The sequence below is a fragment of the Marinobacterium litorale DSM 23545 genome (assembly GCF_000428985.1).
Lineage (GTDB): Bacteria > Pseudomonadota > Gammaproteobacteria > Pseudomonadales > Balneatricaceae > Marinobacterium_D > Marinobacterium_D litorale.
Genome location: NZ_AUAZ01000015.1, coordinates 90,575 through 113,279, shown reverse-complemented (window position 1 = coordinate 113,279; position 22,705 = coordinate 90,575). Strand labels below are relative to the sequence as shown.

The following is a 22,705-nucleotide window of genomic DNA, read 5'->3' as shown; positions in this document are numbered from 1 at the left end:
CAAACACCCCGCATTAGCGGGAGCGAACACCAGCGAGTTGTTATGCGAATTTAGAGGATTCAGAGATGACGACAATTGTTGAAAAATGCCCGGCTTGTTCTGGCGATGCCGTTGATAGAAGTGGCCATTGGCAATCTGTTGCGCCAAATGGTGATGAGCTGAACAGAAAGATATATGCCATCGAAAAGGCCGTGACGAAATACTATCTCGCACTCGACAATAGAGAGCATGGCGGGGTAGCTGAAAACAAGGCGTTTAATGAAATTCAGGAAATTCTCGGGATGAGTTGGAAGCGGGGAGAAACTGCTGCATTTTTGGAAGCGCACCCGAAGCTGAAACCGCTATACGCCTAACCCCCGTTTAACGGGGCGAGAAAGCGGAGCTTTTTAGCTCTCGATTGAAATGATTGTTAAAGGGCGAAACCATGAAAGTAAACATACTCTCCGATGGCCCAATTAAAAACTTCACTAAAGGCTGGGCTTTGATTCCTTTCAAGTCTGGAAAGGCGCACTACTACCGAGACACTACCGGGACTGCCGCAATAATCGGCGATGGTGGTCGTATCCGTGAATTGACAGCGCTATGTGGCCATCAAGGATACGTGGACGATAAACGCCCACCTCTTGGGGCGGGAAATTTCGACCGGTGCCAGCGGTGCCAGAAAGCCCTTTAACACCCCAATTAAGGGGCACCAGATAGAGGCCGCACAATGAAATGGGAACGTATCCGAAATACCGTATGGCGGTCTGATCATGGCCATACCGTCATTAAATACAGAATGGCACAAGGGGTAATTGAATACCTGCTGTACGCACCTGGCGAACCGCGAGAGGGTGGAGACTATAGCTCTCACGGTAAACTGGCCGATGCGAAAAATGCAGCACTTACGGGAGAAACGGCATGACTGAATTACGACCAACAACATGTAAAAACTGCGGTTCGCCGCACCTGGCTCCTGTAGACGGCGGCACCTGTAGCTGCATGGGCGGATTGGCTGATGTAACGCCTGAGCAGTTTATTGCTCGAGCACAGTCATGGGGCGGTTTCGTTGTTTATAACCCGGAGCGCGACCGGTTTGTCGCGGCCAGTATCGATGAATTGCCCGAGTATTTCCCGGGCGGTAAGTGAAGATGAGGAGGAACTGCTATGCAGTGGCTAACTCTACAAGAGTGGGATGAGCGGCGTTACGCCAAGCCGCACTCGCCCGTGACATTGCGCAAGTGGGCCAGCAAGGGTCTGTTCCAGCCAGCGGCCCGCAAGGTGGGGCGCGAGTGGCTTGTCAGGGAAGATGCCACGTATTGTCCGCCTGACAACACGACAGCTAACCTGCTGCGCCGTGCTGAAGCTATGATTGATCATGACGCAGATACCAGCGATCTGGATCCGCGAGTATTGGAGATATTGAGCGATGGCCGCAGCGCCGCGTAAACAGCGATTCACGAGCGTTCCGAATCTGTACGTGAAACGGGACAAGCGAACCGGGAAACTGTCGTGTCAGTATAAGGATATCCGCACCGGCAGGTTTCACGGCATCGGGGGTGACTTGGTTAAGGCTGAGGCCAGGGCCCGGCAGTTAAACGCAGTGATCGGCCAAGCCATCATCGAGGCAGAAACGCGCAAGATTCTAGCCCGGGAGGATTCGATCGATATCAGCGTCGGCGCATGGATCGATAGCTATCACGCACTACAGGCGGAGTACGTAGCTGGGGGTCAGATCAAGCAGTCGACCGCAGATCATCGCCGGTACATGCTAACCCCGGTCAAAAAGCGCTTCGGCAAGCGCAAGCTGGTCGACCTGGATACACGCTCAATCAGCGCGTTGATGAAAGAGTACGTTAAACAGAACAAGACCCGGACGGCGAACAGCATCCGCACAGTTCTGATTGATCTGTTTGCGGAGGCTATCGGTGCCGGGCATTTCCCAGCCGACAAGCCCAATCCGGCAGACGTAGCCAAAGCCCCGCGCAACAAGGTCAAGCGGGCCCGGTTGATGATGCCGGTATTTCTGGAGGCGCTGGCGTGGGCGAAAGAGCACCAACAGCCCTACCTCTGGCGATCCTATCTGCTCGCCCTGCTAACCGGTCAGCGGTTGGATGATGTGGGCAAGGCTCGGTTCAAAGACGTGCAGAAAATCGACGGCGTTGAATACCTGGGGTTCGTGCAGACAAAGACCGGGACCAAGGTTCTGGTGCCGCTGGATCTCGGGTTGCCATCTATCGGCCTGACAGTGCGCGACGTTATCTCAATGTGCCGTGACGGCGTTGTCAGTCCCTACCTGTTCCACCACTGCCGCTCTGCTGGCATGGCCAAGCCTGGCTCAAAGATCCGCGTCAAAACTCTCAGCAACGGGTTTGCCGAAGCCATCAGAGCGGTACGCCCAGCACACACCTGGGGAGACTACGACCCGCCCCCATTCCACGAACTGCGCTCCCTCGCTGAGCGTGAGTATAAAACGCTCGGTGTCGACACCCAAAAGCTCCTCGGTCACAAACATCAGAGCATGACAGAGACCTACGCAGACGTGCGCGGTCATGACTGGATTGTGGTGCCGCTGACCGCCTCAAACTGACCCGTTTACCCGGAGGGGGTTTTGGGGGAATTTTGGGGGAATTTTGGGGAACGATTTTACACCCTGTAAAATCAACGACTTACGATCAGTGCACCGTACAGACCATGCAGGGGTCGAAACTGCGCACAATATGCTGCACCGCCACCGGGTCGGTTTCTCCGTCCCGGATCGGCGCACCCTCCAGCGCCAGCTCCAGCGCGCCAGGCTGACCTTCCGCATCACGCGGGGAGAAATTCCACGTGGTCGGCGCGATAATCTGGTAGCGGCTCATACGGCCTTTTTTAACCTCGATCCAGTGTCCGAGGCTGCCCCGCGCCGCCTCGATCATTCCAACGCCCTCGCCGTCTGACGGGGCCTCACCGTGGTTGCAGAACGGCTCACCCGGTTCGATCTGCTGTGCCCACTGCTGCAGCCTGGGCAGGGTACGAGCGAGCTCCATCAGGCGGGCCAGCATACGGGTATGCACTGTCCCGCCCTGCTCAGATACCAGCGCCGTTAACAGCCCATCACCCGACACCAAGGCGCGCGCCAGGGCCCCGGTTTCGACCACCTGCCCATCCAGCCGAGGGGCTTTACACCAACTATAGGCATCCGCCTTTTCCGCCACCGGCTCAGTTTCGCCCCGGCGTGGATGCAGCGCCTGCGCATCACGCATCCAGGCGTGACTGACATCTTCGCTGATCAAGCCGGTATCCAGAGTCGAAACCCCGCCCTGCGCTGTCCAGATACCCCGGGGAACAGCAAGCTCCCCCTCCAGTGAAAAGTTTCCGACGCTCATAAATCGGTCGGTTGCGCGACCAAGCTGATCCAGGCCCAGAGATTGCGAAAGATGCAGAAACGTACGCAGATCATCATGCTGCCAGGGTTTCTCAGCCTGCCACTGTGCCAATTGCTCCGGTGTGCGAAGCGCGGCCACACGCTCAAGGTCATCGCCAAACACACGCCGTTCCAGAAAACGGCGAAAGCTGCTCAGGATCGCCAACAGACGCAGTCGCTCCTGACGCTGTACCGGTCGGGTACTGCCACCGGGCTGGATACTCAGGCTATGCGGCCATTTACCGGCCAACAACCCCATCAAATGCAGAAACTCGGCCCGGGCCGGAAGCACCTCCCTCGCCGCGTCACCTTTCACCGCCTTGAATCGTGCCTCCACCTCATCAAACCACGGCTCTCGGGCGTAGGTCTCACGGGCAAAGTCCGGCATAAAGAAAAGATAAAAGTGGGTCAGCAGGTCCGTCAGCGATTCATTGGCCAAAATCAGGTTTCGGCACAGCTCTCCATTGCGGGTTGGCGTGATGCCCATCACGTCAGCCAGAGCCTGTGCACAGGCCACCGACTGGCTCACCGAACAGATTCCACAGATCCGTGGGGTATAGACCAGCGCATCCAACGCCGGCTTACCGACCAGAATCTGCTCAAATCCGCGATACAGGGTCGAGTTAACCCGTGCAGCCGTAACCGAGCCGGCCGCCACATCCAGGGCAATATCCAGGTCACCCTCAACGCGATTGAAGGGCCCCACCAGTATTCGACTCATTAACTCGTTCTCTTGTGGACTCTGGGCGGATAGATCAGCTGCTCTGAATGCGCGTTCTCGCGCAGGCGCTCCGGTGTAGCGGCCTTGGAGAGCGAGGCCAGCGCCACAAACCAGGCCTTGGGCATATCGGTGGGTAATCCAACAGGAATGCCGGCAATCTTCGGCGTCTCCATAAAGGCGTGGCTCGGCTCCTCGAACTCCGGCGCCGTACAGTTGATGCAGGCATAACCACCGCGGGTGCAGGAGCCCTCGCCATTCCAGGGTCGGGTATTACAGTCCCCGTGGGCCTGCGTGCCGAGACAACCCAGATGCTCCATCATGCACCCCTGCTGGCCCGGGCGCTCGGCACTCGCCTTGTATTCGTAGTATTCGTTGCGGGTGCAGCCATGGTGTACCAGCTGATCGGCATAGAGACGGGGCCGAGCCAGCGCATCCAGATGCTCCTCATCCCCCTCACCCAATGCAAGCTCGATCAGAGTCTCCGTAACCCAGTTGGGGTGTACCGGACAACCCGCCACGTTCACGACCGGCAATTTGCCCTTGGAGCGGTAGTCGCTGCCAAGGAGCCCCCCGCTGAGCTCACCCTCAAACTGCAGTCCCGTCGCATCCGTGTGATTATCACCCGCCGTGGTAATACCGCCAAACGCCGCACAGGAACCGATTGCCAGCGTATAGCGAGCCCGGGCGGCCAGTTGTTCCACCCAGTGGATCATCGGAATCCCCGTACCACCAAACAGGTGAAAACGGCCGGTTCCATTGGGGCCGCGCATCAGAGATCCCTCGATACAGAGCAGATCCAGGCTCAGCTCACCATCAACGATCCGCTGCAGCAACTCACGGACCTCGGTACCGGTCTGCTCGCTGAGCGAAGGGTGCCAGAGCAGATCAATGCCGGCGCTTTCCAATGTTGTCATCAGTTCGGGGCTTTCCGCCCCCAACAACGACATGGAGCAGCCCCCGCAGCCACCGGATTGTAGCCAGAGCATATTAGCCATCGATCTTGGACTCCCTGTTCACTGGTAGCGTAAGACGTGCGCGGGCACCGCCATCCGGATGATTATCGATCGTCAAGGTGCCCCCGTGCTCATTGACGATACCGTAGCTGATCGAAAGCCCCAACCCGGTGCCCTGGCCGGTTGGTTTGGTGGTGAAAAATGGATCAAACAGATGGGGCAGGTTTTCCGCGGCGACGCCCGGACCGTTATCCACCACCTCCAGCCACACCATCTCCGCTGTTTCACCGGCACTCAACGCCAGCCTCGGTTGAGGTTGATCCATCACTGCATCCGCCGCATTCTGAATGAGGTTAACCACCACCTGATGGATCTGACCGGAGTGTCCCTCTGCTTCCAGCCGCTCCGGCAGCACTTCCTGTACGTCGATCACGACCCGGCTCTCCTTGATAATCCAGTGAAGGGCAGAGCGGACAACATGGATCAGATCGAACGGCACCTTTTCACTGCTCTGCGTGGACGAGAACTGGCGCAGGTCATTGACGATCTCCCGAACCCGGTCGGCCCCCTCCATCGTACCTTCCACCAGCGAATCCAGATCGGAAATAACCCGGTCCAGCCGCAGCGATTCACGTAAACGACGCAACTCCTCCCGACTGGCACCGGACTGGACCAGATCGAAATACTCAACCAACCTGCGCGTATAGCGCTGCAGTGCATGCATATTGCCGTACACAAAGCTGATCGGATTGTTCAGCTCGTGGGCCACGCCAGCCACCAAACGGCCCAGCGATGCCATCTTTTCAGCCTGAATCAGCCGCTCCTGGGCGAGCTTCAACTCCGCGTGCGCCTGGTTGAGCTCATTAAAGGCACGCTGCAGCTCTCCCAGGGGACGACCCGCGACTACAATGCCAACCAAACGGCCACGATGGTTAAACCGGGGCGAGCAGTTCAGTGCCAGCGGTACCGGACCATCGGCGCCTTCAATGTCGATCTGCTCATCCCTGACATCCTCGGTTCGTATCCTTTGTAAACAGTCAACCAGGCGCTCCCGACTTTCGCCACTGCACAAACTTTCCATGGGCTGTCCGACCAGCGATGACAGCGCGCGCCCGGTGAGCTCCTCAAAAGCGCGATTAACCTGCTGAATCCGCCCTTCATGATCGCAGGCGATCAACACATCGCTCATCGCCGCCTGAACACTGTCGAAAAAGCTGTGCGCTTCGGCCAGAGCATCGTTCTGCTCTTCGACTTGGACCTGATAACGCACCAGGTCCGCATAGGCCTCATCCATCTTACGGATGACACTGACCCAGGCCTCGTCAGTGGCGCTGTGTTCCCGACTGTCGGTATGTAGATTCTGTGCTGCCATCGGCTGCAGTCCCGGTAATATGTAACGGAAGCCTAACCTCCCCGTCAGCCTTCGCCAAGTCAGTAACAACTTTCCAGCTAACAGCCAAATCGAAAACCCTGTGATCGGGTAACCCGGCCCAGGGGATCTCCCCCTGTCAGTAGGCGAAGATCATGCCCACTGCACCGCGGGTGCTTTACAGGGAACCAGAGAAAAACGGCAAAATGGCACCTACTTTGCTTTGCCTTTAAACTAAAAAGCCGAGATGTTTAACGGATTAACCAGAGTAGGACAGACCAATGAAAGCATACACGATCGCTTTGACCACCCTTTTGGCCCTGGCCCCGGGCGTCGCGCTGGCGCACACCGGTGGAGAAACAGGCCTGGCAGCCGGTTTTCTGCACCCGCTGACCGGGCTGGATCACCTGCTGGCCATGTTCGCCATCGGCATCTGGGCAGCTATGCAGCAGGGCAAGATGCAGCTCGCCCTGCCCACCGTCTTCGTGTTTGCCCTGCTCGCGGGCTTTGGCGCCGCAGTGGCAGGCTTAGCGTTGCCCATGGTCGAAACCGGCATCGCACTCTCGGTGGTCGTGTTAGGTACCGTCATCTTTGCCGGCTCCCGTTTGCCTGCCGCAGCCGTTCTGGGTTTCGGTGCTATCTTCGCCGTCTTTCATGGCTTCGCCCACGGAGCCGAGGCCAGCGGTTCTCTGCTTAGCTTCGGGGTCGGATTTATCGCAACCAGCGCGGCTCTGCACCTGAGTGGGGCGTTGGTAACGCGAGCGCTGGCCAAGCTGCCCATGCTGATTCGCAGCGCAGGTGCCGCGATCGCCGCCAGCGGCGTGCTGATGTTCGCCTGAACATTCTTTTTTCCGCGCAGTAAAAGCGCGGCAGACCGGACCGGGCTCTACGCCCGGTTTTTTATGCCCATTACCCTTTAAAACAGAAAAATATCCTAACGCTTACCCAAATCCACTCCCTGGCCCCGCATTATCAATTTATTTCAGCAAACATCCCTACTAAAACCTAGACAATATAGTTTTAAATTCTTTAGCATTGCGATCGTTCAACAGCAAACACTGGCTAATTTTCAGCCAGCAACAATAATAACCATGATCAAAAGAAGTGTTCGACATGATCACTTCAGTAACTGCGGAGACCGAACAATGGCTGCATTAGAGTCTTTAATATCCAGCATCAATGGGGTTGTGTGGGGCCCACTGATGCTGATCCTCATTCTCGGCGTGGGCTTCTTCCTGTCGCTGGGGCTCAAGCTTATGCCGATTCTGAAAATCGGCACGGGCTTCAAACTGCTCTGGAGCGGACGCAAAGCGTCAGCCGACGATGAAAGCCAGGGGGAGATCCCCCCGTTCCAGGCGCTGATGACGGCACTGTCCGCCACGGTCGGGACGGGTAACATCGCCGGTGTCGCCACTGCGATTTTCCTCGGTGGCCCGGGCGCGCTGTTCTGGATGTGGATCACGGCGTTGATCGGTATGGCCACGAAATACTCGGAAGCCGTACTGGCCGTCAAATACCGTGAAACGGATGAGCGCGGCAACCACGTGGGTGGACCGATGTATTACATCCGTAACGGCCTGGGTAAAAAGTGGGCCTGGATGGGCGTCGCTTTCGCTATTTTTGGCGCCTGTGCCGGTTTCGGTATCGGCAACACCGTTCAGTCCAACTCGGTAGCCGATGTACTGAATACCAACTTCGGCATCCCTGACTGGGTTAGCGGGCTGATCATTATGGTACTGGTCGGTGCGGTCCTGCTGGGCGGCATCAAGCGTATCGGCAGCGTGGCCGGCGCACTGGTCCCATTCATGGCGATCTCCTACATCCTGGCCGGGCTGGTGGTTCTGGCGATCAATGCCGCGGAAATTCCCCACGCCATCGATCTGATCCTGACCCATGCTTTCTCACCGGCTGCGGCAGAGGGTGGCTTCGCCGGCGCTGCAGTCTGGGCCGCTATCCGCTTTGGTGTGGCTCGCGGCGTATTCTCCAACGAGGCCGGCCTGGGCTCTGCACCGATCGCACACGCGGCGGCGCAAACCCACAATCCAGTGCGCCAAGGCCTGGTAGCCATGCTCGGCACCTTTATCGATACGCTTATCGTCTGCTCCATCACCGGTCTGGTTATCGTTACCTCCGGCACCTGGACCAGCGGTGCAGAGGGTGCTTCTCTGACCAGTGCCGCGTTCGCCGACGCGCTGCCCGCGTTTGGTAACTACCTGGTTGCCATCGCCCTGGCGATCTTCGCGTTTACCACCATCATCGGCTGGTCTTTCTACGGCGAGCGTTGCGTAGAGTTTCTGTTCGGTGTGAAGGCGATTGTTCCCTATCGCATTCTCTGGATCCTGGCGATTCCGGCCGGCGCAACACTGAGCCTGGATTTTGTCTGGCTAGTGGCCGACACCCTGAATGCGATGATGGCGATTCCCAACCTGGTCGCCCTGGCACTTTTGAGCCCCGTGGTATTCAAGCTCACCCGCGAATACTTCGAAAAGCAACAGTAACCCTGCCCCGGGGAGGTCGCCACACGCGACCTCCCTCTCTTCTCTTCCCGACACTCAGGCTATACTAGCGCCCTTTTCATCAATGGGGTTTGCCATGCAGCGCCTGGACCTATTACTCGTCGAACGAGGCCTCACCGACAGCCGAGCTCGCGCCCAACGCCTGATCAAGGAGGGCCGGGTGCAGCTGGAAGACGGTCAGGTCACCACCAAACCCGGTCTAAAACTACCTGCTGACGCTCAGATTCAGGTGGAATCCCGCGATGAGGATCGTTATGTGTCCCGCGGTGCGCTCAAGTTAATTCCCGCCCTGGAAGCGTTCGCTCTGCCGCTGGAGAGCAAGATTGCCATCGATGTGGGTCAATCCACCGGTGGTTTTACCGACTGCCTGCTTCAACACGGTATTCAGCAAGTTGTTGGTATCGAAGTGGGTCATGAACAGTTGGCTCCCCGATTAAGGGAAGATTCGCGTGTTATCTGCCTGGAAGGCTACAACGCCCGCGAGCTCAAACCCGAACTACTCGATTACACCGGCGGTACCGGCTTTGACCTGGCCGTTATGGATGTGTCCTTTATCTCCCAGACTCTGATTCTGGACTCACTGGCCCCACTGCTGCGCACCAACGGTCTGCTGATTACCCTGGTTAAGCCGCAATTTGAAGTCGGCCCCAGTCACGTGGGAAAAGGCGGCATCGTGCGCGACAGCTCGCTTTATCCAAAAGTCCGGCAGCGGATTGAGCATCAGCTCAGTGACCTGGGGTTCGAGCCGATTGATTTCCGCGAGAGTCCTGTACTGGGCGGAGATGGAAACAGGGAATTCGTTTTGGTCGCGCGCAAGCGTGATAGCGGGGCGTCACAATGAAGATCGAGATCATCACCACCATCGAATCGGAGCAGGCAGGTACCAAGGCCACGGACTTTCTCGCCAAGTCATCCGAACTGTCACGCCAGCGCATCAAAGATGCCATGGCCAAGGGCGCGGTCTGGCTCAAACGGAGCCGTGGTCGCAAGCGACTGCGTAAAGCCACCGAAGTGTTGAAACGGGGTGATCGGATAGAGCTGCACTATGATGACGACCTGCTAAGCCGCACAGCCCCCACGCCCTTGTGTCTGCATGATGCCAAAGGCTACTCGATCTGGTTCAAACCGGCCGGACTACTCTCCCAGGGTAACGATTTCGGCGATCACCTGTCGCTGCTGCGTCTGGCCGAACAGATGCTGGAACCGCGCCGCGCGGCGTTTCCGGTTCATCGACTGGACCGGGAAACAGCCGGGCTGATGATCGTTGCCCATAAAGCCAACCTGGCGTCACAGCTATCGGCCCTGTTCCGCGAACACAAGATCGAGAAACACTACCGTGCCTGGATACTGGGCGAACTTCCCGACCGGGGGCAGATTGATGCCCGTCTGGACGGAAAGGCCGCCCATACTCGCTATCAACGTCTGGCTTATAATGCTGATCTGAACCAGAGTTTGGCCGATATTGAGATCGATACCGGACGCACACACCAGATTCGACGTCACCTGGCCGGTGTGGGGCACCCGGTTATCGGCGACCCACGCTATGGTGAAGGCAACAAGAACCGGGAAGGTTTACAGCTTTATGCCACCCAGCTGGCTTTCGAATGCCCGCTCCAGCGCCGCCCGGTGAAGTTTGAACTCTCCGATACGTTTCTCGTCGAGCACTGCGCCTACAGACAGCCGGCCTGATCAGGCCGGCATCTGCCGCTTCAGCTCCATCCGGCGCAGAAACTCCGCCATGATCTCGTGGTAGAGCGCTCCACCAAGTTGCAGATCCTCCACATCCGAGTCGATGCTTGGGTTGTCGTTAACCTCAATCACTACAACCCGATCGCCGGACTGCTTGATGTCCACCCCGTAAAAACCATCCCCGATCAATCGGGCTGCCTTCAGTGCCACATCCAGTACCTTGCGCGGCACCTCCCAGGTCGCCGGCGTATCGAAGCCACCGGAGTCAGGCTCGTTACCGCCCTCATGACGGTAGATCTGCCAGTGGTCCTGCACCATAAAATAGCGGCATGCATAAAGCGGCTTGTTGTTGAGGACCCCGATACGCCAATCGTAGTCGGTGTACATAAACTCCTGCGCCAACACCAGTGACGAGTTCTGACGCAACTGTTTGAGTGCCTGGGGCAACGCCTCTGCCGTTTCAACCTTGATCACGCCACGCGAGAAGGAACCATCGGGTATTTTCAGCACCACCGGCAATCCCAGTTCAGCAATCACGCTCTCCAGAGTTTGAGCACTGCTGTCACTCAGGATCTGTGTTTTGGGTGTGGGTACACGATGGGTACGCAAAAGATCCGCCAGATACACCTTGTTGGTACAGCGCAGAATCGAGGTCGGATCATCCATCACCACCAGCCCCTCTGCCTCCGCCTTGCGCGCAAAGCGATAGGTGTGGTGATCGATCGACGTGGTCTCGCGAATAAACAGGGCGTCGTATTCGGCCAGGCGCTGGTAATCCTGTTTACCGATCAACTGCACATTGATCCCCAGCCGTTTACCGGCCCGGACAAAACGGGCAATGGCGGTACGATCACTGGGCGGCAGCTTTTCTTTGGGATTGACCAGCATCGCCATATCGTAACGGTACTGTTTACGGGCCCGGGGTTTTCGCCATATACGGTTGCTGAAGCGATCCAAAGCCTGGGCGAAGATATCCTGCTCCTCCCCCTTCAAGTCCCGCAAAGCACCCTGGCGAATCCGTTGGATATGCCAGCCTCGCTCCCGCTTCAGGCGTACCTCCAGCAGCGGAATCGGGAAGCGATCAAACAGCTGTCGGGCCAGCGCCCCAAGTTGAGGCACATCACTTTCACCGAAGAAAATCTTTACGTCTATCTGTTCCCGCACATCCCCTTCGGCGAGGGCGAGCTTATCCAGCGCCGCTTCGACCCCCTCCAGCTCCAGCGACCAGAGCGATTTGCGTCGCAGATCATTCATCACCTGCACCGAGGGAATCACGTTATGACCCCGGGCCTCGGCCAACAGCGAACAGTAATATCCCCGCCCCAGCGCCCGGGAGTTACGGCAGCAGTTAATGACCCGGGTACGGCCTTTTCCCGCATCCTCGGGCAGCGCCATATACTGCTCGAACGAGATTACATCCCGACTGGGAAAATAGGGCGCCCAGTCTTCCAGATCATCTACCACCACGTAAAAACCAGCCATGCGTCGTCTCTCCTGAACAGTACCGGCCGCTGCAATTTTCGGCGCCAGTATGCGCCTGATACGCCAGCGCTCCTATCCCTTCTACAACATATTTTTTCTCTGTTTACCGCTGTAAATCAGCATAGCTTTTTCCAGCGACACCGGTGTAGCATCCGCAGAGAAGCCACCGCCGAAGATGCCATGAACACACTCTTGATACGCGCCGCACAACGGGAAGACCTGAACGCACTCTGCGACCTGGAACAAAGCTGTTTTTCCGGCGACCGACTGTCGCGGCGCAGCCTCAGCCATATGTTACGTTCGGAGCATGCCGAGCTGCTGGTAGCCGATAGCGGGGCTGAACTCGCCGGCTATGCGCTGGTGCTTTATCGATCGGGCACCAACCTGGCCAGGCTCTACTCCATCGCCATCCGTCCCCAGTGGCGTGGAAAGGGAGTGTCCGGTGCGCTGCTGGACTCAGCGGAACGCAGCGCACGAGCCCGTGAATGCGCATTTATGCGTCTTGAAGTCAGTGTTAATAACACTGCTGCGGTCAGGCTCTATGAGCGTTCCGGATTTCATCGTTTTGGTCGAATCAGTGCATATTACGAAGATGGTAGCGATGCCTGGCGCATGGAGAAGACAATCCGCCGCCAGGCCACGGGGCCCACGCCAAAGACCCGTTACTATGAGCAGACCACGCCATTTACCTGCGGGCCCGCCTGCCTGCTGATGGCGCTGGGCCGTCTCGATCCCGAGCGAGAAATGAGTCGCACAGAGGAGTTAAGAATCTGGCGTGAAGCTACCACGGTATATATGACGTCAGGACACGGGGGCTGCTCACCTCATGGGCTGGCACTGAGCGCCTGGCGACGGGGTGTGGACGTAAGTCTATTTGTTACACCTTCAGGCACACCCTTTATCGACAGCGTGCGTGACCCGGAGAAAAAAACAGTCATTGAGCTGGTACACGCGGATTATCTGGCTGAGCTGGAGGAAACCGACGTGGCGCTCAATGAGCGCGAACTGCCCCCCGTCGAATTGCTGGCGGCGTTGGCCGATGGCGCGGTGGGCATTACGCTGATCAGTACCTGGCGGCTGAACCGCAACCGAGCACCGCACTGGGTTATGATTACCGGTGCCGACGAGCGCTATATCTACATCAGCGACCCGGACTTCGAACGCGAGCCCTGGCATAGCGAGACCGATTACATTGATGTCCCGCTAACCCACGAAGAGTATAGAGCAATGGCTCGATTTGGACGCAGCCGCCTGCAGGCGACACTGCTGCTGTCCAACAGGAAGAAAAAACCCGCCTGAAAAATGCAGAAATCAGGCGGGAAACCTGGACGGTTTTTCAAACCGTTTCAGTTAGGTAGAGTGTCTTTTCAGTCCGCCTGACGACGCAGGAACGCGGGGATATCCAGAAAATCCATATCATCGGTACCGGTGCGCTTCACCTCCGCAGGTTCCACTTCGGGTTTCGCCGTACGCTCATCGCTCTGGCGGTTACGCATCACAGTGGGCAGCTCCATCTGCGAAAAATCGGTAGTTGAGCCCTGAGTTGCACGCGCCTTGGTAGTCGTGCCGCCATTGGCCACACGCACCTCTTCGGTACGCGCCTTGGCCAGACCGGTCGCCACAACAGTCACTTTCAGCTCTTCGCTCATATCCGGGTCGATAACGGTACCGACAACGATGGTGGCGTTTTCAGACGCGTACTCTTCAACCAGATCACCGATCTCGGAGAACTCGCCCAGCCCCAGATCCATACCGGCCGTGATGTTGACCAGGATGCCACTGGCTCCCTTGAGATCCACATCTTCCAACAGCGGGCTGTTAATCGCCGCTTCGGTGGCCTCGCGTGCACGCTCCTCGCCCCGCGCAGAACCTGTACCCATCATCGCCATACCCATCTCGGACATGACCGTGCGCACGTCGGCAAAGTCCACGTTGATCATCCCCGGACGGATAATCAGATCAGCAATGCCCTGCACCGCGCCCTTGAGCACGTCATTGGCGGTACCGAATGCCTGCAGCAGGCTGCAGTTCTTACCCAGTACCGGCAGCAGTTTTTCATTGGGAATGATGATCAGTGAGTCAACGCTTTCCTGCAGCTCACGAATTCCCTGATCGGCCACTTTCATGCGCTTGCGACCTTCAAACGGGAACGGGCGCGTCACCACAGCAACGGTCAGGATGCCCATTTCACGGGCCACTTCGGCCACGATAGGCGCGGCTCCGGTACCGGTACCACCGCCCATACCCGCGGTGATAAACACCATATCGGCACCGGAAAGTGCCTCGGCGATGCGATCACGATCTTCCAGCGCCGCCGAGCGCCCCACTTCCGGATTAGCCCCGGCTCCCAGACCCTTGGTCAGTTCACCACCAATATGAAGTACCGTACGGGCAGCAAGTTTGCTCAGTGCCTGAGCGTCGGTGTTGGCGCAGATGAACTCCACCCCTTCCACTTCCGAGCTCACCATGTGGTCCACGGCATTGCCGCCGCCACCGCCAACACCAACAACCTTGATAACTGCACTCTGCGGTACGCTATCAACCAGCTCAAACATTGCTCTTCTCCTTCCAGGTTTTTCACTGCCCGATCTATGCCGGGTCTTTCTGCATTTTTCTTGGGTCACGCCCAAAACGGGCGTTAAAAATCATTCTTTTAAAAGTTGCCCTGTAACCAGGCCTTCATCCGGCCGAACAGTGCCGGAAACTCCATGCCACGCCCGGCATCCAGCTCCTCGGGCGTGCGGGCCGCCAGCGGGTCACTCTCCACGGCACCTTCAGCCTCACGGGCGTAGTGCAGCAGACCAATTGCGGTGGCATAGATCGGGTTACTCAGCAGCTCTTCCATGCCGCGCACACCGCGGGGCCGCGAGAGCCTGACCGGCATATGGAATATTTCCTCGGCGAGCTCCACGGCGCCCTCCATTTTGGAAGTGCCGCCTGTCAGTACAATGCCGCCCGCCACCAGATCCTCGAAGCCGGAGCGGCGCAGCTCAGCCTGCACCAGGTTGAACAACTCCTCGTAACGCGGCTCAACCACTTCAGCCAATGCCTGACGGGACAGATCCCGCGCCGGGCGGTCGCCGACACTGGGCACCTTGATCACCTCATCAGCCTGGGTCAGCTGAGCCAGCGCGCAGGCGTACTTGATCTTGAGCTGCTCGGCATTAACGCTGGGGGTGCGCAACGCCATGGCGATATCGTTGGTAACCTGATCACCGGCAATAGGAATCACGGCGGTGTGTCGAATCGCACCGTGGGTATAAATAGCAATATCAGTGGTTCCACCACCGATATCCACCATGCACACCCCCAAGTCCTTCTCGTCATCGGTCAGCACCGCTTCGCTGGAGGCAAGCTGTTCAAGTACCACCGCGTCCACTTCCAGTCCGCAGCGGCGAATGCATTTCTCGATATTCTGAATCGAGTTGATCGATCCGGTAACCAGGTGGACCTTGGCCTCCAGGCGGACCCCGGACATGCCAAGCGGTTCGCGAATACCTTCCTGATTATCAATCAGGTACTCCTGGGGCAGGATATGGAGAATCTTCTGATCGGCCGGAATCGCCACGGCACGGGCCGCATCAATCACCCGCTCAAGGTCGTAGTCGTTTACTTCGCGATCACGCACAGCCACGATGCCATGGGAGTTCATGCTACCGATATGACTGCCGGCGATGCCAACGGTCACCGAATGGATCTTGCAGCCGGCCATCAACTCGGCCTCTTCCACCGCCCGCTGTATAGCCGCCACAGTGGACTCGATATTAACGACTACACCGCGCTTGAGCCCCTGCGAAGGCTGAGAGCTGAAACCAACGATTTCGATATCGCCACCCGGCGTGATCTCACCGACCAGACACACCACTTTCGATGTACCGATATCAAGTGCGACTATCATGTTGTTTGCGATCGTCATTGTCATCCGTGTCCGGGAATCAGAAATGACCCTGAGAATTAAGTTCTTCTGAATATCTAGCAATTTATGGGCCAGCCAGATAAAACAGTTCTCGACAGGTCGTTAGGAGCAAGTATTGCGCAGCACTGATTAAAAAATCAACAGCCACATAAGGGATGTTATCGGCAGCTATTTGCCGTTCTAAAGGGTAAAAACGTTGTATTTCAAAAAACTAGATTCCCCGAAGGTGAAAACTTTTGCCGCTCTCTAATTAAGCAGTCAAAAAACTTTCATGTCATTTTCTAAACAAAATATCAAAATTTAATTTTGAATAAAAAGCTAATAATCAATATTTAATTCTGATGATTAGTCAAATTATCATTTTTTAATTTTGATGATTCCCGGATATTTCAAAATTCAATTTTGATTTTATACGCTCGATTTCTTTCCCATTTTTCGCCTTTCACGTTCACCTCACAGAGCACGCCGTAGACTGTGTCTCTTTTCAATACAACCAAGAGTTATCTCCGGTGATCAAAGCTACTCGTTCGTTGCCCGCTGTTTCGCCGCTTGCCTACTCGGCTCTGCTGACTGCACTGCTTGTGCTTGTTTACAACGGCCCGCTCTGGCAACTGATTCTTGAACAACCCTACCCAAGCGACTTCAAACGCTGGGGGTTTGCAATCGCCTTTTTCAGCTTTCTGTTTGCCGTTTTGCAGCTTTTTCTCGGGAGCCTTAGCTGGCGTACGCTGATCAAGCCAGTGGCGCTGAGTCTGATTATCGGCTCCAGTGCTATCAGCTACTTCATGCAGAGTTACGGCATCGTCGTCGACAAGAGCATGGTTCAAAACCTATTTCAGACCGACATGGCGGAAGCGGGTGAGCTGATCAGCTCCGGACTGATTCTCCAGCTGCTGCTGACCGGCCTTCTCCCTGCAGCGGTTTTCGCAGTACTGCCAATCAAAACGGTCTCAAAAGGCCGGCTGGCCCTGCAGCAAATTGCCAATGTCTTCGCATGCCTCGCCATCATCGGACTGAATGCCGGCTTACTGTATAAGGAGTACTCCTCACTGTTCCGTAACCATCGCGAAATCCGCAATCTCGCCGTACCGTCCAACTATCTCTACTACGGAACCCGTTATCTGGCCGGCGCCTATGAGCCTTCAGATCGGCCGTTTGAGAGGCTGGGTGACGATGCCCACCGGATTGAGTCTCCTCTGCTGCACACCGACAAGCAGATGAAGCAGGACCTGATGATTGTGGTGGTTGGCGAAACGGCGCGAGCCGATCATTTTTCCCTGAACGGATATACCCGGGAAACCAATCCAGCGCTCGCACACGAGCAGGTGCTCAGTTTTCGCCAGGTGGAATCCTGCGGAACCAGCACCGCTGTTTCTCTGCCCTGTATGTTTTCATTGATGGGGCGCGCGCAGTTTGATGACTCGGCAGCCCGTTATCAGAGTAATGTGCTGGATATCCTTAAAACCGCTCACGTGAGCCTACTCTGGCGGGAAAACAACTCGGGTTGCAAGGGAATCTGCGCAAGAATCCCGTCCGAGGAGACGGCTCAGTTTGCCACGCCCGGGGACTGTCTGGGTCAGGAATGTTTCGACGCGGGCATGCTTAATGGTCTTGATCAGTTCCTCGCCCGCAGCCAGGGCCCTAAACTGATTGTCCTGCATCAAAAAGGCAGCCACGGACCGGCGTACTACAAGCGAGTGCCTCAATCGTTCAAGCATTTCACACCGGTCTGCTCAAGCAGCGAACTCCAGAACTGCGCCAGCGAAGAGATCATTAACGCCTACGACAATACGATTCTCTACACGGATGCCTTTCTGGCGCAGGTTATCAACTACCTGAAGCAGAAGGACGAAAGTTACAACACCGCCATGCTCTATCTGTCCGATCACGGTGAATCATTGGGCGAAAACAACGTTTTCCTGCATGGCATGCCCTGGCTGTTGGCACCGGAGGCGCAAAAGCACGTCCCGATGATTTTCTGGTCATCCCGGGATTTCAGGCGCAGCCGTGGCATTGAGCAGAGCTGTCTGAACGAACAGGTCAATACCCCGCTGAGCCAGGATAACCTGCCCCACTCGATTCTGGGACTGATGAACGTAGCGACTCAGGTCTACCGCCCCGAGCTTGATCTCTTCGCGCCCTGCCGGGAGGGCGACAGTCAGCTGGCTTTGCAGTCTGCCGCTACCGATCCCGCAGGCTGAAAAACAAGCCGGGTGCGATAGTGCCCGGCCTCCTCCCCGGCTTGATACTCACAACCGGCGCTCTCACACATCTGCTTAACAATCTGCAAGCCATACCCGAAGTGACTGGTGTTCAGCGATCTCTGCGCAACCCGGTTATCCAGCCGGAGCTCTTGTACTTCAGCATCCAGTTCAACCACACCCTCACCGTGGTCCAGGGCATTACGCAGCAAATTATCGAGTATCACCGAGAGTACAAAGGGGTCGATACGCCAGCGGATCGGTGTACCGATCCTGACCTCCAACCGCGCCTCCAACTCCGGATGCAAACTGATGATCTGGTGGACCACTTCATCAAGCGTGGCACTATCAACAACTCTTTTCGGGTCATTTCCAGGCTCACGGCTGAGCCAGAGAAACGCCTCCACCAGTCTGGACATGCGCTCTACGGCCATATCGATGCGACCCAAAGCACGCTGCTGTCTTGGATCATTAGCGCCCGACTCGCGTAACAGGTCAACGGCGCTGCGCATCGCCATCAGCGGTGATCGCAGCTCATGGCTGGCAAAGCGGGTGAAATTGCGCTCCCGGTCGATAAACCCGGCGATACGGCTCAGTAGATCCGAGATTTGGCGCGACATCCGGCCCAGATCGTCATCACGCGGCAGGGGCTCAATCCCCGGATTGGCGGGATCCACCGCCGCAACAGCCTGCGTCAGCTCCCGGACCGGGCGCGTCTGAAACCACACCAATGTGAGCGTTAATCCCATCGCGCCCAGCGTAAACAGCAGAATCCCGCCGACAACCAATGCCGCTTCGAAAGCGCCGGACTCTTCCGACACCAAAACCTGATCCAAGTGCTCAATATGAACGAAGTAGGGCTCGCCGGTTCGCGGCGACGCACGGATCATCAATAGCTGCTTTGGCTCAGGCTCATAGACCCCCAAAACAACCGGATCGGCGTACCGGCGCAGTGATTCGGGCAGTTTATCCGCACGGCTATAAAGCGTGGCTATATCCATGAACTGAAGTGATTCCGCGGGCAGCTCCCCCGCCGCCACCATGTCGAAACGTTCAGCCATATAGTCCAGCACCCGTTCCTGGTGCCCGCTCTCGAGCTCCTCGACATAGTGCCAACCGATCAACCAATAAAGACTGGTTATCACCAGCGTGGAGATACCCACGGTACTGATCAGACGGCTGGTAAAGCTACGCTTCAACGGTCATCTCCCGGATTATGCAGACAGATACCCTGCCCCCGTCGCGTATTCAACATTGGCTGAGGGAAGGGTTTGTCCAGTTTTTGCCGTAACTGATAAATCAGAGAGCGAAGTGCATCACTTTCCGGCGGCTCATCGCCCCAGAGCACATCCTCCAGCTCCGCCCGGGAGATCAGCCGGGGAGACTGGGCGGCCAGGTAATGCAGGAGCTGAAAAGCCTGAGGGGTCAGATTGAGCCGTTGGCCCGCACGCACTGCCTGCTGGGTATCGAGATCCAGTTCAAGTTCGCCGACGGCCAACCGACGCAACTGCTGACGCGACACACGCTTACTGAGCGCCTGGATCCGATAAAACAGCTCTGCCATGGCGAAGGGTTTAACCAGGTAATCATCGGCTCCCGCCTCAAACCCCAGAACCTTATCTTCCAGCGTATCCAGCGCTGTCAGGAAAAGTATCGGTGTCGCGGTACCGTCACGGCGCAGTTGTTCACACAGGGCTCGTCCATCCAGCCGTGGCATCATGACATCAAGCACCAACACGTCGTACCGATTATCACGGCACAGATTAAGCGCCTGCTCTCCGGTCCGCGCGCAATCTACAATAATGTCACGCCATTCCAGATAATCGACCAGTCCTTCAAGGATTTGCGGGTCGTCATCGGCCACCAGTACTTTCAGTCTGTTTGACAAGCTGGAATCCATTGGCACTGCGCTGCTCACCGGTTTCAATGCGCCGGCACAACATAACCCGCGCTAACAGCGCCGAAGCGTACCAGCAAATGATAAGACTCCAGAGATCATGCGATAAAAAGTGAGCGCCACGCAATTGCTGCGTTACCCCAAAGAGAACACCAAGTAACAATGCACCGCCCAGACAGCGCCACTTCCATACGGGCTTCAGCTCGAGGGCGGCGAAATACAGAGCCACCCAGGCATAACCGGCACTGGCATGCCCGGCCGGAAAACATGCACCGTCGCCGTACTGAAACAGCGCCTGCAAGAGGGGAATATAAGGTTGATCGCCACCGTAAACCGACAGATTCCAGGGACACTCGACACCCGTTAACTGCTTGAGCGAAGAAACCAGCAAGGTCGCCGTTAACGGCGCGAAAACCAGATAGCCTAAAGCTCTTCTCCACGGGCGCAGGCCTTTGATATAAGCGCTGCTCAACCAGGCGAGACATATCAATCCCAGAAATGCCTCACTGATCCGGCGACCACCGGTGTGCAAAACCTCGGAAAACAGCCAGTGATCACGCAGCAACCATTGCTTGCCCTCCAGCGAAAACAACGTGTCAGCTAAGAGGCGATCCAGATTTAAAGCACTGATAAGTAACTGTGCACCGATAGCAACGATTAAGGGCAGGTAGATCGGTGCAGGAGAAACGCGTTTAGAAAGAGCTCTTGGCATGAAGCGATCGACTCACTGGGAGGGATGGATGCTGAGCCTGTCACTCTATCCAAGACTGTGTGAGTGCTGAGTGAACGCTTATCCGAGCAGTTTTTGCCTCAGCGAAGACGGAATCAGGTCCGGGCGCTGCTCCAGTAGATAGGTTCTAATACGGGTGGTGCCATCGGCCAGATAGCTGGAATCGAGGAAATTATCCAAAACCTCGTCGCCATGAGCGGCCGCAGAGACCAGACAGAACTTGAGGTAGCGTGGAAACGGCAGGATATCATCACGCCAGATCATGCCACGGTAGTGACGGCCAACCCGATGGTGGTACTCATCCTCGGTCACGCACTTGTTGAGTCGATAATCCAGATCGGTACTGCTGGTACACATGCGCGCTTTGGGCTGTGCTGTACCATCGAGTCCCACAGGCTCCACTTCGATCCAGCGGTAGCGATGTTCACGTTCGTAGAGGTGCTGAAACTCCTCCACCGGACATTCAAACTGCGCCGCGATGATTTCCGTCTGATGGCAAGGTTCAGTTGAGCAGGAAGATACTTCGTGACTCTCGGACGACTGGCCGTGGTCAGAAATAAAAACGATGCCAACCTTGTTAAAAATACGCTTAAATCCCGGGACTCGCACCAAACGATGGTTAACCAGACCTGGCACCGTTTCGCGCGCTGAACGTTCGGATAACAGGGATCCGAAACCCACCACGGAAATCATTTCAATCTCCCCGGACATCACCAGTAATAATAGAGAGAAACAGCGGCCACCAGGACCAGCGGGAACATCAGCGCCAGGTTACGCAGATCTCCCAAAATTCGCTGGAAAAACACCAGATGAATCACCGGAAAGGTGATAAACATGCTGGAGAGCGGTATCCACCACTGCAACTTGAGAAAACCGAATGCCATCGCGCCGAGCAAAGTAATAGCTCCCAGGTTGCCGGCCATAACCACCATGATCTGACCGTTACTGGACTGCATAAAAGCCGGTTTATCCTCGGGCGCCAGCTTATTCAATGCCCCCGCGCTGAGTGCGGCTGACATGGACACAATCCCGGCGAAAAGAAAGATGTAAAGTGGATCAACCATAACGCTCCTCCTGATAGTGGCGCCATTGTAACCACTCGGGGGCAGGATGGCATTCTCCAGCAACGCAGCAAACGGGCAAAACTGATAAAATGGCAGTTCATTCGTCAACAACCCACTGAACATACATGCCCGAATATCTAATCGACGAGGCGGTCGAAGATTACGCCTTTCTTAACACCTCAGCGGAACCGCCACTGCTGCAGGAGCTGATCGATCAAACCAACGTCAATATGGGCTGGCCCCAGAAGCTATCAGGCCGACTGGTCGGACGGACGCTGAAGATGCTTTCCGCTCTCACGCGCCCCAAACGTGCGCTGGAGATCGGCATGTTCACTGGCTACTCTGCGCTTTCCATTGCCGAAGGTATGCCGGATGACGGCAAGTTGACCTGCTGTGAAACCAATCCTCGCGCCATCGATTTTGCGAAGACCTTTTTTGAGCGCAGTGAACATGGCCACAAGATCGATGTAATCTTCGGTCGCGCCATGGAGACACTGGATACGCTCGAGGGGCCGCTGGATTTCACCTTCGTCGACGCCGACAAACGTAACTACCTGAACTACTATCTGCGCGTCCGGGAGATGACCCGACCGGGCGGACTGATCGTACTGGATAACGTTCTCTGGTCCGGCAAGGTGCTTCAGCCAGAGTCGGAAATCGATGACGTACTGGTGGAAACCAACCGCCGGATTGCGGAAGACCCCGGGGTAGAAAACGTATTCCTGACCCTGAGAGATGGGCTCAACGTGGTCCGCGTTAAAGACTGATCACAGTAAGGGGGC

Annotated in this window: 22 protein-coding genes; 11 read left to right on the top strand and 11 right to left on the bottom strand. The window is 56.7% G+C overall.

Annotated elements, in window-relative coordinates; translation table 11 throughout:
* Positions 1-65 precede the first annotated feature (65 nt).
* The 4 genes from G403_RS0112370 (at position 66) to G403_RS0112350 (ending at position 2,569) form a co-directional block, all read left to right on the top strand.
* Positions 66-353, top strand: a complete 288-nt coding sequence (locus tag G403_RS0112370) for a hypothetical protein (RefSeq protein ID WP_027854271.1) — start codon at positions 66-68, stop codon at positions 351-353.
* Between the two features lie 547 nt (positions 354-900).
* The gene (locus G403_RS25290; protein ID WP_156899692.1) at positions 901-1,128 is read left to right on the top strand and encodes a hypothetical protein; all 228 of its coding nucleotides are present in this window, start codon (positions 901-903) and stop codon (positions 1,126-1,128) included.
* An 18-nt stretch (positions 1,129-1,146) separates the two neighbouring features.
* The gene (locus tag G403_RS23200; RefSeq protein ID WP_036233651.1) at positions 1,147-1,428 is read left to right on the top strand and encodes an excisionase; all 282 of its coding nucleotides are present in this window, start codon (positions 1,147-1,149) and stop codon (positions 1,426-1,428) included.
* Positions 1,409-2,569 (top strand): phage integrase Arm DNA-binding domain-containing protein, encoded by a 1,161-nt coding sequence (locus tag G403_RS0112350; protein WP_027854269.1) that lies wholly within the window; start codon positions 1,409-1,411, stop codon positions 2,567-2,569. Before G403_RS23200 ends, G403_RS0112350 begins: the two co-directional genes overlap by 20 nt.
* An 85-nt stretch (positions 2,570-2,654) precedes the next feature.
* On the opposite strand, the gene G403_RS0112345 is transcribed toward G403_RS0112350, so the two are convergent.
* The 3 genes from G403_RS0112345 to G403_RS0112335 are packed head-to-tail and all read right to left on the bottom strand — an operon-like array spanning position 2,655 to position 6,431.
* On the bottom strand, positions 2,655-4,106 hold the full coding sequence (locus tag G403_RS0112345; RefSeq protein ID WP_027854268.1) for a nickel-dependent hydrogenase large subunit: 1,452 nt from the start codon (positions 4,104-4,106) through the stop codon (positions 2,655-2,657).
* On the bottom strand, positions 4,106-5,101 hold the full coding sequence (locus G403_RS0112340; RefSeq protein ID WP_027854267.1) for an NADH-quinone oxidoreductase subunit B family protein: 996 nt from the start codon (positions 5,099-5,101) through the stop codon (positions 4,106-4,108). The genes G403_RS0112345 and G403_RS0112340 overlap by 1 nt, the downstream gene beginning before the upstream one ends.
* Positions 5,094-6,431: a PAS domain-containing sensor histidine kinase gene (locus tag G403_RS0112335; RefSeq protein ID WP_027854266.1), complete on the bottom strand. Its 1,338-nt coding sequence runs from the start codon at positions 6,429-6,431 to the stop codon at positions 5,094-5,096. Before G403_RS0112335 ends, G403_RS0112340 begins: the two co-directional genes overlap by 8 nt.
* 278 nt (positions 6,432-6,709) lie before the next feature.
* Here G403_RS0112335 and G403_RS0112330 point away from each other — a divergent pair, with 278 nt between their 5' ends.
* From G403_RS0112330 to G403_RS0112315, 4 genes are all read left to right on the top strand, one after another.
* The gene (locus G403_RS0112330; protein WP_027854265.1) at positions 6,710-7,267 is read left to right on the top strand and encodes a HupE/UreJ family protein; all 558 of its coding nucleotides are present in this window, start codon (positions 6,710-6,712) and stop codon (positions 7,265-7,267) included.
* 306 nt (positions 7,268-7,573) lie between these two features.
* Positions 7,574-8,926: an alanine/glycine:cation symporter family protein gene (locus G403_RS0112325; RefSeq protein ID WP_027854264.1), complete on the top strand. Its 1,353-nt coding sequence runs from the start codon at positions 7,574-7,576 to the stop codon at positions 8,924-8,926.
* Positions 8,927-9,020: 94 nt separating this feature from the next.
* Positions 9,021-9,785, top strand: a complete 765-nt coding sequence (locus G403_RS0112320) for a TlyA family RNA methyltransferase (RefSeq protein WP_027854263.1) — start codon at positions 9,021-9,023, stop codon at positions 9,783-9,785.
* A complete protein-coding gene (locus G403_RS0112315; RefSeq protein ID WP_027854262.1) occupies positions 9,782-10,633 on the top strand; it encodes an RluA family pseudouridine synthase in 852 nt (283 codons plus the stop codon). The genes G403_RS0112320 and G403_RS0112315 overlap by 4 nt, the downstream gene beginning before the upstream one ends.
* Here the strand turns inward: G403_RS0112315 and G403_RS0112310 are convergent, their stop codons facing one another.
* Complete coding sequence (locus G403_RS0112310; RefSeq protein ID WP_027854261.1) at positions 10,634-12,115, bottom strand: RimK family protein; 1,482 nt, start codon at positions 12,113-12,115, stop codon at positions 10,634-10,636.
* A gap of 180 nt (positions 12,116-12,295) precedes the next feature.
* Between G403_RS0112310 and G403_RS0112305 the strand changes: the two genes are divergently transcribed.
* Positions 12,296-13,414 (top strand): peptidase C39 family protein, encoded by a 1,119-nt coding sequence (locus tag G403_RS0112305; RefSeq protein ID WP_027854260.1) that lies wholly within the window; start codon positions 12,296-12,298, stop codon positions 13,412-13,414.
* A gap of 68 nt (positions 13,415-13,482) precedes the next feature.
* Here the strand turns inward: G403_RS0112305 and ftsZ are convergent, their stop codons facing one another.
* Both ftsZ and ftsA read right to left on the bottom strand, forming a co-directional pair.
* Entirely contained in the window at positions 13,483-14,670 is a 1,188-nt protein-coding gene (gene ftsZ / locus G403_RS0112300) for a cell division protein FtsZ (protein ID WP_027854259.1), read from the bottom strand.
* A 98-nt stretch (positions 14,671-14,768) separates the two neighbouring features.
* Positions 14,769-16,031, bottom strand: a complete 1,263-nt coding sequence (ftsA, locus tag G403_RS23195; RefSeq protein WP_036233648.1) for a cell division protein FtsA — start codon at positions 16,029-16,031, stop codon at positions 14,769-14,771.
* Positions 16,032-16,540: 509 nt separating this feature from the next.
* On the opposite strand from ftsA, the gene G403_RS0112290 reads away from it, so the two are divergent.
* Positions 16,541-18,232 (top strand): phosphoethanolamine transferase, encoded by a 1,692-nt coding sequence (locus G403_RS0112290; protein WP_051298949.1) that lies wholly within the window; start codon positions 16,541-16,543, stop codon positions 18,230-18,232.
* Here G403_RS0112290 and G403_RS0112285 read toward each other — a convergent pair.
* The 5 genes from G403_RS0112285 to G403_RS0112265 all read right to left on the bottom strand — a co-directional run bounded on the left by G403_RS0112285 (position 18,190) and on the right by G403_RS0112265 (position 21,923).
* Positions 18,190-19,431 (bottom strand): sensor histidine kinase, encoded by a 1,242-nt coding sequence (locus G403_RS0112285; protein WP_027854257.1) that lies wholly within the window; start codon positions 19,429-19,431, stop codon positions 18,190-18,192. The two genes, G403_RS0112290 and G403_RS0112285, sit on opposite strands and share 43 nt — an antisense overlap.
* On the bottom strand, positions 19,428-20,120 hold the full coding sequence (locus G403_RS0112280; protein ID WP_245578310.1) for a response regulator transcription factor: 693 nt from the start codon (positions 20,118-20,120) through the stop codon (positions 19,428-19,430). The genes G403_RS0112285 and G403_RS0112280 overlap by 4 nt, the downstream gene beginning before the upstream one ends.
* Positions 20,086-20,841 (bottom strand): phosphatase PAP2 family protein, encoded by a 756-nt coding sequence (locus G403_RS23190; RefSeq protein WP_051298948.1) that lies wholly within the window; start codon positions 20,839-20,841, stop codon positions 20,086-20,088. Before G403_RS23190 ends, G403_RS0112280 begins: the two co-directional genes overlap by 35 nt.
* 78 nt (positions 20,842-20,919) lie before the next feature.
* Positions 20,920-21,552 (bottom strand): gamma-glutamylcyclotransferase, encoded by a 633-nt coding sequence (locus tag G403_RS23185; RefSeq protein WP_084404023.1) that lies wholly within the window; start codon positions 21,550-21,552, stop codon positions 20,920-20,922.
* Positions 21,553-21,569: 17 nt separating this feature from the next.
* Positions 21,570-21,923: a hypothetical protein gene (locus tag G403_RS0112265; protein WP_027854255.1), complete on the bottom strand. Its 354-nt coding sequence runs from the start codon at positions 21,921-21,923 to the stop codon at positions 21,570-21,572.
* 125 nt (positions 21,924-22,048) lie between these two features.
* Here G403_RS0112265 and G403_RS0112260 point away from each other — a divergent pair, with 125 nt between their 5' ends.
* Positions 22,049-22,690: an O-methyltransferase gene (locus G403_RS0112260; RefSeq protein ID WP_027854254.1), complete on the top strand. Its 642-nt coding sequence runs from the start codon at positions 22,049-22,051 to the stop codon at positions 22,688-22,690.
* Positions 22,691-22,705 lie beyond the last annotated feature (15 nt).

Bases quoted from the DNA above. Each gene is read 5' to 3' on its own strand.
- G403_RS0112265 (WP_027854255.1), bottom strand. From the start codon at position 21,923: ATGGTTGATCCACTTTACATCTTTCTTTTCGCCGGGATTGTGTCCATG.
- G403_RS0112260 (WP_027854254.1), top strand. From the start codon at position 22,049: ATGCCCGAATATCTAATCGACGAGGCGGTCGAAGATTACGCCTTTCTT.
- G403_RS23190 (WP_051298948.1), bottom strand. From the start codon at position 20,841: ATGCCAAGAGCTCTTTCTAAACGCGTTTCTCCTGCACCGATCTACCTG.
- G403_RS0112325 (WP_027854264.1), top strand. From the start codon at position 7,574: ATGGCTGCATTAGAGTCTTTAATATCCAGCATCAATGGGGTTGTGTGG.
- G403_RS0112320 (WP_027854263.1), top strand. From the start codon at position 9,021: ATGCAGCGCCTGGACCTATTACTCGTCGAACGAGGCCTCACCGACAGC.
- G403_RS0112310 (WP_027854261.1), bottom strand. From the start codon at position 12,115: ATGGCTGGTTTTTACGTGGTGGTAGATGATCTGGAAGACTGGGCGCCC.
- G403_RS25290 (WP_156899692.1), top strand. From the start codon at position 901: ATGACTGAATTACGACCAACAACATGTAAAAACTGCGGTTCGCCGCAC.
- G403_RS0112340 (WP_027854267.1), bottom strand. From the start codon at position 5,101: ATGGCTAATATGCTCTGGCTACAATCCGGTGGCTGCGGGGGCTGCTCC.
- ftsA (WP_036233648.1), bottom strand. From the start codon at position 16,031: ATGACGATCGCAAACAACATGATAGTCGCACTTGATATCGGTACATCG.
- G403_RS0112315 (WP_027854262.1), top strand. From the start codon at position 9,782: ATGAAGATCGAGATCATCACCACCATCGAATCGGAGCAGGCAGGTACC.
- G403_RS0112350 (WP_027854269.1), top strand. From the start codon at position 1,409: ATGGCCGCAGCGCCGCGTAAACAGCGATTCACGAGCGTTCCGAATCTG.
- G403_RS0112335 (WP_027854266.1), bottom strand. From the start codon at position 6,431: ATGGCAGCACAGAATCTACATACCGACAGTCGGGAACACAGCGCCACT.
- G403_RS23200 (WP_036233651.1), top strand. From the start codon at position 1,147: ATGCAGTGGCTAACTCTACAAGAGTGGGATGAGCGGCGTTACGCCAAG.
- G403_RS0112330 (WP_027854265.1), top strand. From the start codon at position 6,710: ATGAAAGCATACACGATCGCTTTGACCACCCTTTTGGCCCTGGCCCCG.
- G403_RS0112305 (WP_027854260.1), top strand. From the start codon at position 12,296: ATGAACACACTCTTGATACGCGCCGCACAACGGGAAGACCTGAACGCA.
- G403_RS23185 (WP_084404023.1), bottom strand. From the start codon at position 21,552: ATGATTTCCGTGGTGGGTTTCGGATCCCTGTTATCCGAACGTTCAGCG.
- G403_RS0112370 (WP_027854271.1), top strand. From the start codon at position 66: ATGACGACAATTGTTGAAAAATGCCCGGCTTGTTCTGGCGATGCCGTT.
- G403_RS0112345 (WP_027854268.1), bottom strand. From the start codon at position 4,106: ATGAGTCGAATACTGGTGGGGCCCTTCAATCGCGTTGAGGGTGACCTG.
- ftsZ (WP_027854259.1), bottom strand. From the start codon at position 14,670: ATGTTTGAGCTGGTTGATAGCGTACCGCAGAGTGCAGTTATCAAGGTT.